This window comes from Pseudooceanicola atlanticus (assembly GCF_000768315.1).
Taxonomy (GTDB): domain Bacteria; phylum Pseudomonadota; class Alphaproteobacteria; order Rhodobacterales; family Rhodobacteraceae; genus Pseudooceanicola; species Pseudooceanicola atlanticus.
Window position 1 is genome coordinate 530,349 of the sequence record NZ_AQQX01000003.1, and the last position, 14,838, is coordinate 545,186.

The following is a 14,838-nucleotide window of genomic DNA, read 5'->3' on the forward strand; positions in this document are numbered from 1 at the left end:
AACGCTAAACCATCATCGCGGGAGGCGCCATCATGTCCACGGAAACCAACAATTCGGCCAAGGAAATCCTGCGCCAGGCGGCGCTGACCTATCACGAGACGCCCCGCCCCGGTAAGCTGGAGGTCCGCGCGACCAAGCCGCTGGCCAATGGTCGCGACCTCAGCCTAGCCTATTCCCCCGGCGTCGCCGAAGCCTGCCTCGAGATCAAGGAAAACGAAGTCAACGCAAGCCGTTACACTGCACGCGGCAACCTTGTCGCGGTGGTGACCAACGGGTCTGCGGTGCTGGGGCTCGGCAATATCGGTGCGCTCGCCTCAAAGCCGGTGATGGAGGGCAAGGCAGTGCTCTTCAAGAAATTCGCTGGCATCGACTGCTTCGATATCGAGGTGAACGAACCCGACCCCGAACGCCTGGCCGATATCGTCTGCGCGTTGGAGCCGACCTTCGGCGCCATCAACCTCGAAGATATCAAGGCGCCCGATTGCTTCATCGTCGAAAAGCTGTGCCGCGAGCGGATGAACATCCCCGTTTTCCACGACGACCAGCACGGCACGGCCATCGTGGTGGGCGCCGCGGCAACCAATGCGCTGCATGTCGCGGGCAAGAATTTCGAGGACATCAAGGTCGTCTCGACCGGCGGCGGCGCGGCGGGGATTGCCTGCCTGAACATGCTGCTCAAGCTGGGTGTGAAGCGCGAGAACGTGTGGCTCTGCGACATTCACGGGCTGGTCCATGAGGGCCGCGAAGAGGACATGAACCCGCAGAAGGCCGCCTACGCCCAGCCGTCGGACCTGCGCACTCTGGACGACGTGATCGAAGGCGCGGACCTGTTCCTCGGCCTGTCGGGGCCGGGCGTGCTGAAGCCCGAACAGGTCGCCCGCATGGCCAGCCGCCCGATCATCTTCGCCCTCGCCAACCCCACGCCCGAGATCATGCCGGACGAGGCGCGCGCCGTCGTCCCCGACGCGATCATCGCCACGGGCCGGTCGGATTTTCCCAACCAGGTCAATAACGTGCTCTGTTTCCCGTTCATCTTCCGGGGCGCGCTGGATGTCGGCGCAACCGAGATCAACGACGAGATGCAGATCGCCTGCATCGAAGGCATCGCCGCCCTCGCCCGTGCCACCACAAGCGCCGAGGCAGCCGCCGCTTACCAGGGCGAACAGCTGACATTCGGCGCCGATTACCTGATCCCGAAACCCTTCGATCCGCGCCTGTCGGAAACCGTGTCCTCCGCCGTGGCCAAGGCCGCGATGGAATCGGGCGTCGCCGTCCGCCCGATCGAGGATCTGGACGCCTACCGCGAGCGCCTGCGCTCTTCCGTGTTCAAATCCGCCCTGCTGATGCGCCCGGTTTTCGAGGCCGCGCGCACCGCCTCCCGCCGGATCGTCTTTGCGGAAGGCGAGGATGAGCGCGTGCTGCGCGCCGCACAGGCGATCCTCGAGGAAACCACCGAACAGCCCATCCTGATCGGCCGCCCCGAGGTCATCGAATCCCGCTGCGAACGGGCTGGCCTGAAAATCCGCCCCGGCGCCGATTTCCACATCGTGAACCCGGAAAACGACCCGCGTTACCGCGATTACTGGGGCACCTATCACGAGATTATGGCCCGGAAGGGCGTGACCCCGGACCTCGCCAAGGCGATCATGCGCACCAACACCACGGCCATCGCCGCCATCATGGTGCATCGCGGCGAGGCCGACAGCATGATCTGCGGCACGTTCGGCGAATATCGCTGGCATCTCAACTATATCGAACAGGTCCTGGGACGCGGCACGCGGGCGCCTCAGGGCGCGCTGTCGCTGATGATCCTCGAGGACGGTCCGCTCTTTCTGGCCGACACCCACGTGCAATCCGACCCGACCGCCGAACAGCTGGCCGCCACTGCGATCGGCGCGGCGCGGCATGTCAAACGCTTCGGCCTGGCTCCGAATGTCGCGCTCTGCGGCCGGTCCCAGTTCGGCAACCAGGACACCGAAACCGCGCGACGGCTGCGCGACGCGATTGCCATCCTCGACAATGCTCCGCGCGATTTCTGCTACGAGGGTGAGATGAATGTCGACAGCGCGCTTGATCCCGAACTGCGCGAACGCGTCTTCCCCGGCAACCGGATGCAGGGTGCGGCGAACGTGCTGATCTTTGCCCATGCCGATGCCGCGTCTGGCGTGCGCAACATCCTCAAGATGAAGGGCGGCGGGCTGGAGGTCGGGCCGATCCTGATGGGCATGGGCAACGAGGCGCATATCGTGACGCCGTCGATCACCTCGCGCGGGCTGTTGAACATGGCCGCGATTGCGGGCACCCCGGTGGCGCATTACGGCTGATCCGATTCCCCCGGGCCCGCGCCGGACTTTGCCGCGCAGGATTGCAAAACTTTGCAAAACGGCGCGGAATATGCAGATCGAATCCTGTAAACACTAAGGTTTGCAAAAATTTGCAGGCCGATTTCGCTTAGGACTGCAAACTTTCCGCGCCAAAGCGCCGCGTTTTTTGCTTCCCTTGTTGCGAGCCGTGCTATCCCTCCTCTACGACAGCGGCACGGCTGGAGGAGGAGGATTTCCATGGGTTACAATGACGTCTATGCCAACTGGCAGAAGGACCCCGAAGCGTTCTGGATGGAGGCCGCGGAGGCGATCGACTGGGATCGCAAACCGACCAAGGCCCTGGATGACAGCAACGCTCCGCTTTACGAGTGGTTCTCCGACGGCATGGTCAACACCTGCTGGAACGCGGTGGACCGCCATGTCGAAAACGGCCGCGGCGAACAGACCGCGATCATCTATGACAGCCCCATCACCCATACCAAGCGCGAGATTTCCTTCGTGGAACTGCGCAACCGCGTCGCCACGCTGGCCGGCGCTCTGCGCAAGAAGGGCATCGAAAAGGGCGACCGCGTCATCATCTACATGCCGATGGTTCCCGAGGCGCTGGAGGCGATGCTGGCCTGCGCCCGACTGGGGGCCGTGCATTCCGTCGTCTTTGGCGGGTTTGCCGCCCATGAACTGGCCGTGCGTATCGACGACGCAAAACCCAAGGCGATCATCGCGGCGTCCTGCGGGCTCGAACCCGGGCGCGTGGTGCATTACAAGCCGCTGCTCGACGGGGCCATCGACCAGGCCACGCACAAGCCCGATTTCTGCGTGATCTTCCAGCGCGAACAAGAAGTTGCAGAACTGACCCCGGGTCGAGACGTGAACTGGCACGGCTTCCAGTACGGGGTCGAACCGGCGGAATGTGTCCCGGTCGAGGGCAACCACCCGGCCTATATCCTCTACACGTCCGGCACGACGGGTCAGCCCAAGGGCGTGATCCGCGCGACCGGCGGGCACCTCGTCGCGCTGAACTGGACGATGAAGAACGTCTACAATGTCGATCCGGGCGACGTGTTCTGGGCCGCCTCCGACGTGGGTTGGGTCGTCGGTCACAGCTATATCTGCTACGGCCCGCTGATCCACGGCAACACCACGATCGTCTTCGAGGGCAAGCCCGTCGGCACCCCCGATCCCGGCACTTTCTGGCGCGTCATCAGCGAACACAAGGTGAAGAGCTTTTTCACCGCCCCGACCGCCTTCCGCGCCGTGAAGCGTGAAGATCCGAAGGGCGAGTACCTGAAAAAGTACGATATTTCCTGCCTCAAGACGATCTACCTGGCCGGCGAACGCGCCGATCCGGACACGATCAACTGGGCGCATGACCTGACCGGCCTGCCCATCGTCGACCATTGGTGGCAGACGGAAACGGGCTTTGCCATCGCCGCCAACCCTATGGGGATCGAGCCGCTGCCGATCAAGGTCGGTTCGCCCTCCGTCGCGATGCCGGGCTATGACGTGCAGATCCTGGACGAGGCCGGCAACCAGATGAAACCCGGCGAACTTGGCGCCATCGCGATCAAGCTGCCCCTGCCCCCCGGCACTCTGCCCGGTCTGTGGAACGCCGAAGAGCGGTTCAAGAAGAGCTATCTCAACACCTTCCCCGGTTACTACGAAACCGGCGACGCGGGCATGATCGACGAGGACGGCTACCTCTACATCATGGCGCGCACCGATGATGTCATCAACGTCGCTGGCCACCGCCTGTCGACCGGCGCGATGGAGGAGGTCCTGGCCTCTCACCCCGACGTGGCGGAATGTGCGGTGATCGGGGTGTCCGACCCGTTGAAGGGCCAGTTGCCCGTTGGGTTCATGTGCCTGACCAAGGGCGTGAACCGGCCCCATGAGGACATCGTCCAGGAATCCGTCAGCCTCGTGCGCGACCAGATCGGCCCCGTTGCCGCGTTCAAGCTGGCGGTGATCGTGGACCGCCTGCCCAAGACCCGGTCGGGCAAGATCCTGCGTGCGACGATGGTCAAGCTGGCGGACGGCGAAGAGTTCAAGGTGCCCGCGACGATCGACGATCCGGCCATCCTGGACGAGATCAAGGACGCGCTGCAAACGATCGGCTACGCAAAGTAATCCGGCACCGACGAAGCGACGCAAACGAAAACGGGCGGGGAAATCCCCGCCCGTTTCGCTTTGGTTCAAAGGCCCGGCTCAGTGCTTGGCGATGAACTCATCAACTTCGCGCTCGGCCTCGTCCTTGGCGTAGCCGTAGCGTTCCTGAAGCTTGCCAACCAGTTTCTGATGATCGCCTTCGACCTGGTCGAGGTCGTCATCCGTCAGCTTGCCCCATTGCACTTGGGCTTCGCCCTTGATCTGTTTCCAGTTACCTTGGATTTGATCCCAGTTCATATCGGTGTCCTCCTGACTTTCCGTTGTCAGGGAAACGCCACAGCCCGCGGCAGGGTTCCGACAAGATCAGAGGTCGAGGCCCCAATCCTGGCCGTTCAGATCCTGCCCGAAGCTATGGTGCCGCGCCTCTGACATCAGGGTGAACCCCCGCGCCTGGTAGAGCCGGCGCGCGCCCGCCAGCACGTCGTTCGTCCAAAGCTCGAGCCGGGAATACCCGGCCTCCCGGGCAAAGCCGATGCAGGCATCCACCAAGCGGCCCCCAAGGCCATAGCCACGCGCGGCTTCCTCGACATGCAGAAGACGCAACTGCGCGATATCAGGGGATTTTTCCATGACAAAGACGGCGCCTGCCATCTGGCCGTTGACCTCGGCGATCCAGCCGTTTTCGCGCGGGTTGGGCTGGCGGCGGGCATAGGCGCCGAGGATTTCCAGCACCAGCGCCTCGTAATCGCCGTTCCAGCCGTATTCCCGGACATAGAGCCGGGTCTGCGCCATCACCACCCAGCCCAGATCACCGGGATCGAGCGGGCGCAGATTCACCACCGACATCAGACGAATTGCTCGCGGATCAGGCGTTCTTCCAAGCCGTGGCCGGGATCGAACAGGATCTTGTGGGTGATGCGCGGTTCGGACTGTATCTCGACCGAGATCACGTTGGGCACCGACCGGCTGTCGGCATCCGCCATGACGGGGCGTTTCTCGGGCTCCAGCACGTCGAACCTGACCAGCGACGTCGTCGGCACCAGCGCCCCGCGCCAGCGGCGGGGCCGGAAGGGCGCGATGGCGGTCAGGGCCAGCACGTCCGCCTCGATCGGCAGGATGGGACCGTGGGCGGAGTAATTATAGGCGGTCGACCCGGCGGGCGTGGCCAGCAGCGCGCCGTCGCAGACCAGTTCCTCCATCCGGACATGGCCGTCCACGGTGATCCGCAGCTTGGCCGCCTGGGGGCCGGCCCGCAGCAAGGACACCTCGTTGATGGCCAGCGCGTCCTGCATCTTGCCATCGGCCCGCGTCGCCCGCATCGACAGCGGGTTGATCCGGGCGATCTCCGCGGCCTTCAGCCGCTCCATCAGGTCGTCCTCGTGATATTCGTTCATCAGGAAGCCGACGGTGCCGCGATTCATCCCGTAGACCGGGGCGGGCAGACTCTGGGTACGGTGCAGCGTGGCCAGCATGAACCCGTCCCCGCCAAGGGCCACGATCACGTCGGCATCCTTCTCGTCCACATTTCCGAACCGGGCAATCAGCGCTTCCCGCGCCTCTCGGGCCTTGGGGCCCCGGCTGGCGACGAAGGCCAGTTTCATGTCGTCTCCCCTCAGCGCGGTTGGAGGTCAGGGACTCGGCAGGTTTCCCATTCGATCCACGGCGTTCCGAAAGAAGCATAAAGTCCCGCAACGTGCCAGCCCTGCCGCAAACTTGATATGAAGCGTCACTTTCGCCCCTTTCAGCGCGGCCTAGGATTGGCTAGGACAGGTCCAACTGGACGTATAGGAGACGCGCCATGAAAGACGCCATCAAAGACGAAGGCTTTTTCACCGAAGCCCTGGAAACCCGCGACCCGGAAATTTTCGGCGCGATCCGCAACGAGCTTGGCCGCCAGCGTGACGAGATCGAGCTGATCGCCTCCGAAAACATCGTATCCGCCGCCGTCATGGAAGCGCAGGGTTCGGTGATGACCAACAAATACGCCGAAGGCTATCCGGGCAAGCGTTACTATGGCGGCTGCCAGTATGTCGACGTCGCCGAGGAACTGGCCATCGAGCGCGCCAAGCAGCTGTTCGGTTGCAACTTTGCCAACGTGCAGCCCAATTCCGGCAGCCAGATGAACCAGGCCGTGTTCCTGGCCCTGCTGCAGCCCGGCGACACGTTCATGGGCCTCGACCTGAATTCCGGTGGCCACCTGACCCACGGTTCGCCCGTCAACATGTCGGGCAAGTGGTTCAACGTCGTGTCCTACGGCGTGCGCCAGCAGGACGAACTGCTCGACATGGAAGACGTCCGCGCCAAGGCGCTTGAGCACAAGCCCAAGCTGATCGTCGCCGGCGGCACCGCCTATTCCCGCGTCTGGGACTGGCAGGCCTTCCGCGACATCGCGGACGAGGTCGGCGCCTACCTGATGGTCGACATGGCCCATATCGCGGGCCTGGTTGCGGGTGGCGTTCACCCCTCGCCCATCGGCATCGCCGACGTGGTCACCACCACCACCCACAAGTCGCTGCGCGGCCCGCGGGGCGGCATGATCCTGACCAATGACGAGGCGATCGCGAAAAAGATCAACTCCGCCGTCTTCCCCGGCCTGCAGGGTGGCCCGCTGATGCATGTCATCGCCGCCAAGGCCGTGGCATTCGGTGAGGCGCTGCGCCCGGAATTCAAGGATTACGCGGCCCAGGTCGTGGCCAACGCCCAGGCGATGTCCGACCAGCTGATGAAGGGCGGGATCAACGTCGTCTCCGGCGGCACCGACAACCACCTGTGCCTTGCGGACCTGCGCCCCAAGGGCGTGACCGGCAAGGCGGCAGAGGCCGCACTTGGCCGCGCCCACATCACCTGCAACAAGAACGGCGTGCCGTTCGACCCGGAAAAACCCTTTGTGACCAGCGGCATCCGCCTTGGCGCGCCTGCGGGCACCACCCGCGGCTTCGGTGAGGCCGAGTTCCGCCAGATCGCCGACTGGATCGTCGAGGTCGTGGACGGGCTGGCCGCCAATGGCGAAGCCGACAACGGCGAGGTCGAGGCCAAGGTGCGCGGCGAAGTCGCCGAGCTCTGCGCGCGTTTCCCGCTCTACGCCGAGATGTAAGCACTTCCCGCACCGGGATTATTTCAAGGGCCGTCCGTCGTGACGGCCCTTTTCATTTGGCGCTTTGCCGGGCTTTGGGTAATCAACCTCATGGCTACGGATCGCGACATATCGAAATACATGTCCTACGTGCTGCGCCACGCGCCCGAGAGCGCCGGCCTGCAGCTAGATGCGGGCGGCTGGTGCGACGTTGAGGCGCTGATCGCCGCCGCACCGATGCCGCTGGACCGCACCCGCCTGGCCCAGGTGATCCAGGGCAGCGACAAGCAGCGCTTTGCCCTGTCACCCGACGGCAGCCTTGTCCGCGCCAACCAGGGCCATTCGATCCCCGTCGATCTGGGGCTGGTGCCGGTCCCGCCGCCCGCACAGCTGTATCACGGCACCGCCCGCGCAAACCTCGCGGCCATCCGGGCCGAAGGGCTGAAACGCGGCAGCCGCCATCACGTCCACCTGTCGCCGGACCCTGAAACCGCCCGCAAGGTCGGAATGCGGCACGGCACGCCGGTTGTCCTGATCGTGGAAAGCAGCGCCATGGCATTGAACGGCCACGATTTTTTCCGCTCCGAGAATGGCGTCTGGCTGACCGATCACGTGCCGCCCCGCTATCTGGCACCCGATGACTGACCCCGCCCACCAGCCATTGAGCATCGAACGCCGCCTGGGCGACGCGATGCGCGCCCGCCTGCCATTCGCGGTGGCGGAACTGGTGATGTTCATCCTCAAACAGGGCTGGGCCGCGCTGTTCGGCGTGCTTCTTCTGGGGGCGATCCTGATCAGCCGGGCGGTCTGGCAACCGGATTGGCCGATGGCCCGCTACGATGCGCTTTTCGTCTTCGCGATCGGCGTTCAGATCCTGTTCCTGCGGTTCCGGCTGGAAAGCTGGGAAGAGGCGCGGGTGATCGCGCTGTTCCACCTGACCGGCACCGCGATGGAATGGTTCAAGGTCCATGCGGGCAGCTGGGCCTACCCCGAGCCGGGTATCTTCAAGCTATTGAACGTGCCGCTTTTTTCCGGGTTCATGTATGCAGCCGTGGGCAGTTTCATGGCCCGCGTGATCCGGCTGTTCGACATGGTCTTTGCCCCCTTCCCGCCGCTCTGGACATTGTGGGCTTTGGCCGTGGCGATCTACGTCAACTTCTTCGCCCACCACTTCCTGCCCGACATCCGGCTGGTGCTGTTCGCGGCGACGGTTCTGCTGTTTGCACGGACACGGATCTGGTTCCGGATCGGCGGCTGGTACTGGATGCCGCTGCCGCTGGCCGCCTTCCTGTCGAGCTTTGCGCTCTGGGTGGCTGAAAATATCGGCACGCTGACAGGCACCTGGCTATATGCCGGCCAAAGCGTTCTGGACCGGGTGAGCTTTGCCAAGATGGGGTCGTGGTACCTGTTGCTCTTCGTCAGCTTTGCCACGGTGATGGTCGTGACGCGCCAGTCGATCCGGCGCGCGCCGTTCAGACCCAGCCCCGCCACATCGCAAAGAGCAGCAGAAGACCAAAGAAAACCAGCAGGTTGAAGGCCGTCGCGGCGAGCGCGCCAAGCACGGCGCCCTTGCGGCGGTCGGCCATGTCGACGCTCTTGATCCCGGCGATCAGGCGGTCGAACTGCTTGTCCAGCTTTTCGCCGTCCAGTTGCTGCTGAAGCTTGGGATGCTCGGCCAGCGGCTGTGCCTTCACGATCTCGCGGCCGGCCAGACGCGCCTTGCGCGGTAGGCGGCGCCCGGCCTTGCGCAGCCCGGCCTTCAGCGTCTTCGGATCCCCGCCGAAAGTGCGTTTCAGAAGCGTCTGCGCCTCTTTCAGGCGGGTCTGGAAATGGGCGGGGTCGAACACGGTGACAGCTTTGGCTCAAATGGTTTCGGAACCTTTACCCCGCCCGGCGCCAAGGCTCAACTGCGCTGGCCATCCCTTTGGAATGCAGGTACTTTCGCTGCATGTTGAACATGATCCGCCATGATGGTCCCGACAATGTCACCCCGCTGGTCATCGCCCACGGGCTGTTCGGCTCTGCCCGCAATTGGGGGGTCATCGCCAAGCGGTTGTCCAAGGTGCGTCCCGTGATCGCCGTGGACATGCGCAACCATGGTCAGAGCCTGCACGACCCCGATCACAGCTATCCCGCCCTGGCCGAGGACCTGGCCGAGGTGATTGCCGACCTGGGAGAGGCCGACCTTCTGGGCCATTCCATGGGCGGCAAGGCGGCGATGGTGACGGCCCTGCTGCACCCGCAGGGGCTGCGCCGGCTGATCGTCGCGGATATCGCGCCGGTGGCCTACGGGCATACGCAGATGCAGTTCATCGACGCGATGGAGGCGGTGGATCTGTCGCAGGTCTCGCGCCGGTCGGACGCGGAAACCATGCTGGAAGATCAAAGGGTTGAACCTGCCCTGCGCAGTTTCTTCACCCAGTCGCTGGACGTGCCGAACAAGGCCTGGCGGCTGAACCTTGCGGCGCTCAGGGACCAGATGCCGCATATCCTGTCCTTCCCCGAAATCGAGGGCCAGTTCGAGGGGCCGACTCTGTTCCTGTCGGGCGCCAATTCCGATTACGTCAGCCGCGAGTATCGCGACCGGATCAAGGCGTTCTTCCCCGAGGCGGTGTTTGCCAAGATCCCCGGTGCAGGGCATTGGCTGCATGCCGACAAGCCCCGGGAATTCGAGGCCGCCGTCGCGGCCTTCCTGGCGGCCGGGGATTGAGGGAAAAAACTCAACCCCCTGAAATTAAATATTAAAGCTGATCCGCAACACCCGGGTCCGTGGTGGGCGCAGACACATCATCGCCGGCCGATCCGAACGCGGGTTCACCTTCGCCGGTGAGGGCGGGATCGACGGATTGTTCAGAGGAACCGGGATAGGCGTCGTCACCGTAAGCATCATCACCGTAGGCGTCGTCGCCGTAGCCGTAATCGTCGCCGTCATGATCATACCCGCCAGAGGGGACATGAGCCGGAGCGTTCACGACCTGCAGTGCGCGGACCTCGCGTTCCACCAGGGCTTCGACCTCGGGCAGGGACGGGTCGGAGCGTTCGATCTCGGCCACGACGCGGCCCAGGGCGGCCTGCAATTCTTCCGTCGGAATATTGGCGAGGTCGTCGCGGTCATGCCCCGGGTAGCTGTCGGTACCCTGGGTCGAGATCACCTCGCCCGTGGTCGACACGGTGGGATGCGGCCGGGTGAGCGACCAGCGCGGGCCGCCCATATAAACAGCTGAAAACAGCACCTTGGCCCGTGTATCGGGCGTGCCGCCGACGCGGAGCGCTTCGTAGAACATGCGGTGCGTGTCCTGCCAGTTGCGGGTGTGGAAATAGGGTGTGTCCTCGTTTCCGATCCCGCAATAACTATCATGGATCGCGGCGGCGTTGCGGTATTCGGCGCGGTTCGGGTCGCCGACAACCTTGGTGAAGATCGGCGGAATCGAGGCGCCATCGGTCAGGATGCCTTCGGGCGCGATCCAGACGCGGCCGGTGGCGTCGACGAAGCGCAGATCGTCGGCCAGCGGTTTGAACGGATAGGGCCTGTCCGGCAAGTTGATGATTTGGCTGGCCAATTTCAGCGGTGCGTTGGCAAAGGCGCAGATTGCGGCGGCGGCCCCGGAACAGAAGGTGCCGCCCTTGCCGGGTTGCGCGGTTTCGGTCCCTGAGATCTGCACGCAACCGGACAGCAGCCCTGCAGCCAGGAGGGCGGGAAAAAGTGATTTCATTTCAATACCCTGTCGAGTGACTGGATTCGTTTGGTCTTTAATACGGACAGGTTAGGCGAATTGTTGCCACTTCGCCAGTTTTGAGCGCGAATGACGCCTCGTCATCCCCGTTGCGTGGCTGAAATAATTAACAAGGCGGGCGGCGTTGCGCGGCCCGGATGCGACCGGACGGTCGCCGAGTCCCCGTTCACCCTTGGAAAACACGCGTTTTGGCACGTCGGTATCGCGTCGGTACAACGTCGGTATTGCGTCGGTGCGGGATCGGCAGAGGCCGGGGTTAACGCTGCGCGCGGGCGATCATGACGCCCGCGCCCAGGCAACACCTGGTCAGGCGCGGTAAAGCCGTGCCGCCACCGCCCAGGCCACCGGCAGCGCCGCGATGAAACCAAGCGCGGCGGCGATCAGGATCGGGCGCAGCGTGTCCTGGCCAATCACCAGGGCCACCACCACCGCCGACCCGGCCAGGGTCGTGCCGATCAGGGAATAGAGCATCATGGCAAGGCGCAACATCGGACTCTCCTCATGCGGATGACATGAGGAAAACATATCATTTTCGGAATGCATCTGCCTTGATCTGGATCAGCCCTGCCCCGCCTTCGGCCCCGCACCCGGCCTCGGTCGCGAGGTCATAGCCGACCGATGCCTCCTGCCGCCGGTCGAGCTGGGACAGGACGAATTCGCGATCCTCGTCCGTGAAGTCGATATCGAGCGCGGGAGCACGCGGCCCGACCTGGCGATTGACCTCGGCAAAGGCCGGCGCGTCCGGCATCGGGAAAAGACCGCTCAGCGTGTCGACGAAGCCCTGCTGGTCGGCGACCACGTCCTCGTATCGCACGAAGACCGCGTTGAGGTTGCGGGCCAGCAGCGACAGGTGACCCTGCAACTTGGTGTTGCGCAATTCGACCACGTTGCGGAAACGGCGCCCGGTGATCGGGTGGCGATCCAGCTGCAACACGGTGCCGCGACCGAGCCTTGGGTCGAGCTCGTATCCATGGTCGAACCAGCCGGAATTGCGCGGGGTGTAGACGCTTTCCCATTCTGCGCGCAGGAAGTCGGGAAAGGGTTTGCGGGCGATGTCCGGGGCGACCTCGAACGGGCCGCGATAGAAGCTTTTCAGCCAGTCCAGCGGGTGCCGGACGACCCCGATGAACAGGCATTTCAGCGGCATGACCGGATAAGCCGGAAGCCCGTGTTTCCAGCCAAAGCGGTTGGTCATCTGCAACCCGGTATTCCGCCCGAGGAGGCGGTGCACCAGGTTGGTGCCGGAGCGGCGTTCCCCGAATACCTGCGCCATCTCGAGCGGCGGCGCGTCTTCGTTGCGGGTCCAGCCGACAAGGGGGAAATGGGGCGCGACCTGATCCATGGGGCACTCTCTACGACAGATAGTGCGGAGAGAGTACCGGGATGGGGCATTATCGCAAGGGATGGTGGGTCCAGGCGCGGCGTCAGGTGGTCGCGGGGCGGTGCCCGGCGGTGCCGCCGAGCGGGGGAACCTCTGAGCTGCGATAGCGCGGCCATATGGGCGGTTCAGCGCAGGCCGCTCTGCCCGATCCGGGTGCCGCACGCGATTTGCCTTTCGGCAATTCGCTTTCGCGCACTGCGGTCATCAGCGCGAAAAATGGACAACCTCAGTTGTCCATTTTGAGAGCGCTGATAAACGCCTCCTGTGGGATATCCACCTTGCCGAACTGGCGCATCTTCTTCTTGCCGGCCTTCTGCTTGTCCAGCAGCTTGCGCTTCCGGGTCGCGTCGCCGCCGTAGCATTTGGCGGTCACGTCCTTGCGGAGCGCGGCGAGGGTTTCGCGGGCGATGACCTTGCCGCCGATGGCGGCCTGGATCGGGATCTTGAACATGTGGCGCGGGATCAGGTCCTTGAGCTTTTCGCACATGGCACGGCCGCGCATTTCCGCCCGGTCGCGGTGGACCATCATCGACAGCGCGTCGACGGGTTCGTCATTCACCAGGATCTGCATCTTCACCAGGTTGTCCTGGCGGTAGCCAATCAGCTGGTAATCGAAGGAGGCATAGCCCTTGGTCACCGATTTCAGGCGGTCGTAGAAATCGAAGACGACCTCGTTCAGGGGCAGGTCATAGACCGCCATGGCGCGGCCGCCGACATAGGTCAGGTCTTCCTGGATGCCGCGGCGATCCTGGCAGAGCTTGAGCACATCGCCGAGATATTCGTCGGGCACCATGATGGTGGCCTTGATCCGCGGTTCCTCCACGTGGTCGACATGGGTCAGGTCGGGCATGTCGGCGGGGTTGTGCAGGTCGATCTTCTCTCCGTCCTTCATGAAGACGTGGTAGATCACCGAGGGCGCGGTGGTGATGAGCTCGATATCGTATTCGCGTTCGATCCGGTCGCGGATCACCTCGAGATGCAGCAGCCCGAGGAAGCCGCAGCGGAAGCCGAAGCCAAGCGCCGCCGAGGTTTCCATTTCATAGGAGAACGAGGCGTCGTTCAGGGCCAGTTTCTCGATCGCGTCCCGAAGATCCTCGAATTCGGCGCTGTCGACGGGGAAGAGGCCACAGAAGACGACCGGGATCGACGGTTTGAAGCCCGGCAGCGGTTTCTCGCAGCCCTTCTTTTCGGTGGTGATCGTGTCGCCGACTTTGGTGTCGCGCACCTGCTTGATCTGGGCGGTGAGGAAGCCGATTTCGCCGGGGCCGAGTTCATCGACATTCTGCATCGCGGGACGGAAGACACCGATCCGGTCGACGCCGTATTTCGCGCCGGTCTGCATCATCTTGATCTGGTCGCCCTTCTTCAGGACGCCATCCATGATCCGCACCAGAACGACCACGCCGAGATAGGGGTCATACCAGCTATCGACCAGCATCGCCTTGAGCGGCGCGTCGCGGTCGCCCTGGGGCGCGGGCAGCCGGGCGATGATCGCCTCGAGCGTTTCCTCGATGCCGATGCCGGACTTGGCGGAAACAAGCATCGCCTCGGAGGCGTCGATGCCGATCACGTCCTCGATCTGTTCCCTGACCCGGTCCGGTTCCGAGGCCGGCAGGTCGATCTTGTTGAGCACCGGCACGATCTCGTGGTCGGCGTCGATGGCCTGATAGACATTGGCGAGGGTCTGCGCCTCGACCCCCTGGGTGCTGTCGACGACAAGCAGGGAGCCCTCGACCGCGCGCATGGAGCGGGAGACCTCGTAGGCGAAGTCGACATGGCCGGGGGTGTCGATCAGGTTGAGGATGTATTTCTCGCCGTCCTTGGCGATGTATTCGATGCGGACGGTGTTGGCCTTGATGGTGATCCCACGCTCGCGTTCGATGTCCATCGCATCGAGCAGCTGTTCCTTCATCTCGCGTTCCGACACGGTGTTGGTCGACTGGATCAGGCGGTCGGCCAGGGTGGATTTCCCGTGGTCGATATGGGCAACGATGGAGAAGTTGCGGATATGGTCAAGCTCGGTCATGGGGTGCTCAGATAGCAGAGGATCGGGGGGCGTGAAAGCCTGTGGCTGACGCCCCTTGGTCGGAGGCATTGGCGCCTTCTACATTAGGTTGTCTGGCGGGGGAAGCGGCTTGATCGCGGGCGCGGCGACGTGGCCGTTTCGCGCGGTGGCGGGGGCAGTGTCGGGGGTTGTCGCCGGGGCCGTGCGGGGCCAAT

General features: G+C 64.0%; 14 protein-coding genes. 6 read left to right on the plus strand and 8 right to left on the minus strand.

The window, feature by feature from the left end; genetic code table 11:
* Positions 1 to 32 precede the first annotated feature (32 nt).
* Complete coding sequence (locus tag ATO9_RS10405) at positions 33 to 2,324, plus strand: NADP-dependent malic enzyme (protein ID WP_043748161.1); 2,292 nt, start codon at positions 33 to 35, stop codon at positions 2,322 to 2,324.
* Between the two features lie 237 nt (positions 2,325 to 2,561).
* Positions 2,562 to 4,451: a propionate-CoA ligase PrpE gene (prpE, locus tag ATO9_RS10410; protein ID WP_043748163.1), complete on the plus strand. Its 1,890-nt coding sequence runs from the start codon at positions 2,562 to 2,564 to the stop codon at positions 4,449 to 4,451.
* A 78-nt stretch (positions 4,452 to 4,529) separates the two neighbouring features.
* Here prpE and ATO9_RS10415 read toward each other — a convergent pair whose 3' ends face one another.
* The 3 genes from ATO9_RS10415 to ATO9_RS10425 all read right to left on the minus strand — a co-directional run bounded on the left by ATO9_RS10415 (position 4,530) and on the right by ATO9_RS10425 (position 6,031).
* Positions 4,530 to 4,727 carry a CsbD family protein gene (locus ATO9_RS10415; protein WP_043748165.1) on the minus strand — a complete coding sequence of 66 codons (198 nt, stop codon included), beginning with the start codon at positions 4,725 to 4,727 and terminating at the stop codon, positions 4,530 to 4,532.
* A 66-nt stretch (positions 4,728 to 4,793) separates the two neighbouring features.
* A complete protein-coding gene (locus ATO9_RS10420) occupies positions 4,794 to 5,276 on the minus strand; it encodes a GNAT family N-acetyltransferase (RefSeq protein ID WP_043748168.1) in 483 nt (160 codons plus the stop codon).
* Positions 5,276 to 6,031 (minus strand): NAD kinase, encoded by a 756-nt coding sequence (locus tag ATO9_RS10425; protein ID WP_043748171.1) that lies wholly within the window; start codon positions 6,029 to 6,031, stop codon positions 5,276 to 5,278. Before ATO9_RS10425 ends, ATO9_RS10420 begins: the two co-directional genes overlap by 1 nt.
* A 197-nt stretch (positions 6,032 to 6,228) precedes the next feature.
* Between ATO9_RS10425 and glyA the strand changes: the two genes are divergently transcribed.
* From glyA to ATO9_RS10440, 3 genes are all read left to right on the plus strand, one after another.
* Positions 6,229 to 7,524: a serine hydroxymethyltransferase gene (glyA, locus tag ATO9_RS10430; protein ID WP_043748173.1), complete on the plus strand. Its 1,296-nt coding sequence runs from the start codon at positions 6,229 to 6,231 to the stop codon at positions 7,522 to 7,524.
* A 90-nt stretch (positions 7,525 to 7,614) separates the two neighbouring features.
* Positions 7,615 to 8,148, plus strand: a complete 534-nt coding sequence (locus ATO9_RS10435; RefSeq protein ID WP_043748694.1) for an RNA 2'-phosphotransferase — start codon at positions 7,615 to 7,617, stop codon at positions 8,146 to 8,148.
* Complete coding sequence (locus ATO9_RS10440) at positions 8,141 to 9,037, plus strand: DUF817 domain-containing protein (RefSeq protein WP_043748176.1); 897 nt, start codon at positions 8,141 to 8,143, stop codon at positions 9,035 to 9,037. Before ATO9_RS10435 ends, ATO9_RS10440 begins: the two co-directional genes overlap by 8 nt.
* Here the strand turns inward: ATO9_RS10440 and ATO9_RS10445 are convergent.
* On the minus strand, positions 8,976 to 9,350 hold the full coding sequence (locus ATO9_RS10445) for a hypothetical protein (RefSeq protein ID WP_043748179.1): 375 nt from the start codon (positions 9,348 to 9,350) through the stop codon (positions 8,976 to 8,978). The genes ATO9_RS10440 and ATO9_RS10445 overlap by 62 nt on opposite strands.
* Positions 9,351 to 9,451: 101 nt before the next feature.
* On the opposite strand from ATO9_RS10445, the gene ATO9_RS10450 reads away from it, so the two are divergent.
* Complete coding sequence (locus tag ATO9_RS10450; RefSeq protein ID WP_052418231.1) at positions 9,452 to 10,213, plus strand: alpha/beta fold hydrolase; 762 nt, start codon at positions 9,452 to 9,454, stop codon at positions 10,211 to 10,213.
* A 31-nt stretch (positions 10,214 to 10,244) separates the two neighbouring features.
* On the opposite strand, the gene ATO9_RS23460 is transcribed toward ATO9_RS10450, so the two are convergent.
* The 4 genes from ATO9_RS23460 to lepA form a co-directional block, all read right to left on the minus strand.
* Complete coding sequence (locus tag ATO9_RS23460; RefSeq protein ID WP_052418232.1) at positions 10,245 to 11,216, minus strand: DUF1353 domain-containing protein; 972 nt, start codon at positions 11,214 to 11,216, stop codon at positions 10,245 to 10,247.
* A gap of 327 nt (positions 11,217 to 11,543) precedes the next feature.
* Positions 11,544 to 11,726, minus strand: coding sequence for a hypothetical protein (locus tag ATO9_RS10460; RefSeq protein ID WP_043748184.1), 183 nt, complete (start codon positions 11,724 to 11,726; stop codon positions 11,544 to 11,546).
* Positions 11,727 to 11,763: 37 nt separating this feature from the next.
* Positions 11,764 to 12,579, minus strand: coding sequence for a hypothetical protein (locus ATO9_RS10465; protein ID WP_052418233.1), 816 nt, complete (start codon positions 12,577 to 12,579; stop codon positions 11,764 to 11,766).
* A 265-nt stretch (positions 12,580 to 12,844) separates the two neighbouring features.
* Entirely contained in the window at positions 12,845 to 14,644 is a 1,800-nt protein-coding gene (lepA, locus tag ATO9_RS10470) for a translation elongation factor 4 (protein WP_043748187.1), read from the minus strand.
* Between the last annotated feature and the right edge of the window lie 194 nt (positions 14,645 to 14,838).

What these genes read in the sequence shown, in the direction of transcription:
- ATO9_RS10435 (WP_043748694.1), top strand. Translation starts at nt 7,615, where the DNA reads ATGGCTACGGATCGCGACATATCGAAATACATGTCCTACGTGCTGCGC.
- ATO9_RS10415 (WP_043748165.1), bottom strand. Translation starts at nt 4,727, where the DNA reads ATGAACTGGGATCAAATCCAAGGTAACTGGAAACAGATCAAGGGCGAA.
- ATO9_RS10420 (WP_043748168.1), bottom strand. Translation starts at nt 5,276, where the DNA reads ATGTCGGTGGTGAATCTGCGCCCGCTCGATCCCGGTGATCTGGGCTGG.
- prpE (WP_043748163.1), top strand. Translation starts at nt 2,562, where the DNA reads ATGGGTTACAATGACGTCTATGCCAACTGGCAGAAGGACCCCGAAGCG.
- ATO9_RS10405 (WP_043748161.1), top strand. Translation starts at nt 33, where the DNA reads ATGTCCACGGAAACCAACAATTCGGCCAAGGAAATCCTGCGCCAGGCG.
- lepA (WP_043748187.1), bottom strand. Translation starts at nt 14,644, where the DNA reads ATGACCGAGCTTGACCATATCCGCAACTTCTCCATCGTTGCCCATATC.
- ATO9_RS10465 (WP_052418233.1), bottom strand. Translation starts at nt 12,579, where the DNA reads ATGGATCAGGTCGCGCCCCATTTCCCCCTTGTCGGCTGGACCCGCAAC.
- ATO9_RS10425 (WP_043748171.1), bottom strand. Translation starts at nt 6,031, where the DNA reads ATGAAACTGGCCTTCGTCGCCAGCCGGGGCCCCAAGGCCCGAGAGGCG.
- ATO9_RS10440 (WP_043748176.1), top strand. Translation starts at nt 8,141, where the DNA reads ATGACTGACCCCGCCCACCAGCCATTGAGCATCGAACGCCGCCTGGGC.
- ATO9_RS10460 (WP_043748184.1), bottom strand. Translation starts at nt 11,726, where the DNA reads ATGTTGCGCCTTGCCATGATGCTCTATTCCCTGATCGGCACGACCCTG.
- glyA (WP_043748173.1), top strand. Translation starts at nt 6,229, where the DNA reads ATGAAAGACGCCATCAAAGACGAAGGCTTTTTCACCGAAGCCCTGGAA.
- ATO9_RS10450 (WP_052418231.1), top strand. Translation starts at nt 9,452, where the DNA reads ATGTTGAACATGATCCGCCATGATGGTCCCGACAATGTCACCCCGCTG.
- ATO9_RS23460 (WP_052418232.1), bottom strand. Translation starts at nt 11,216, where the DNA reads ATGAAATCACTTTTTCCCGCCCTCCTGGCTGCAGGGCTGCTGTCCGGT.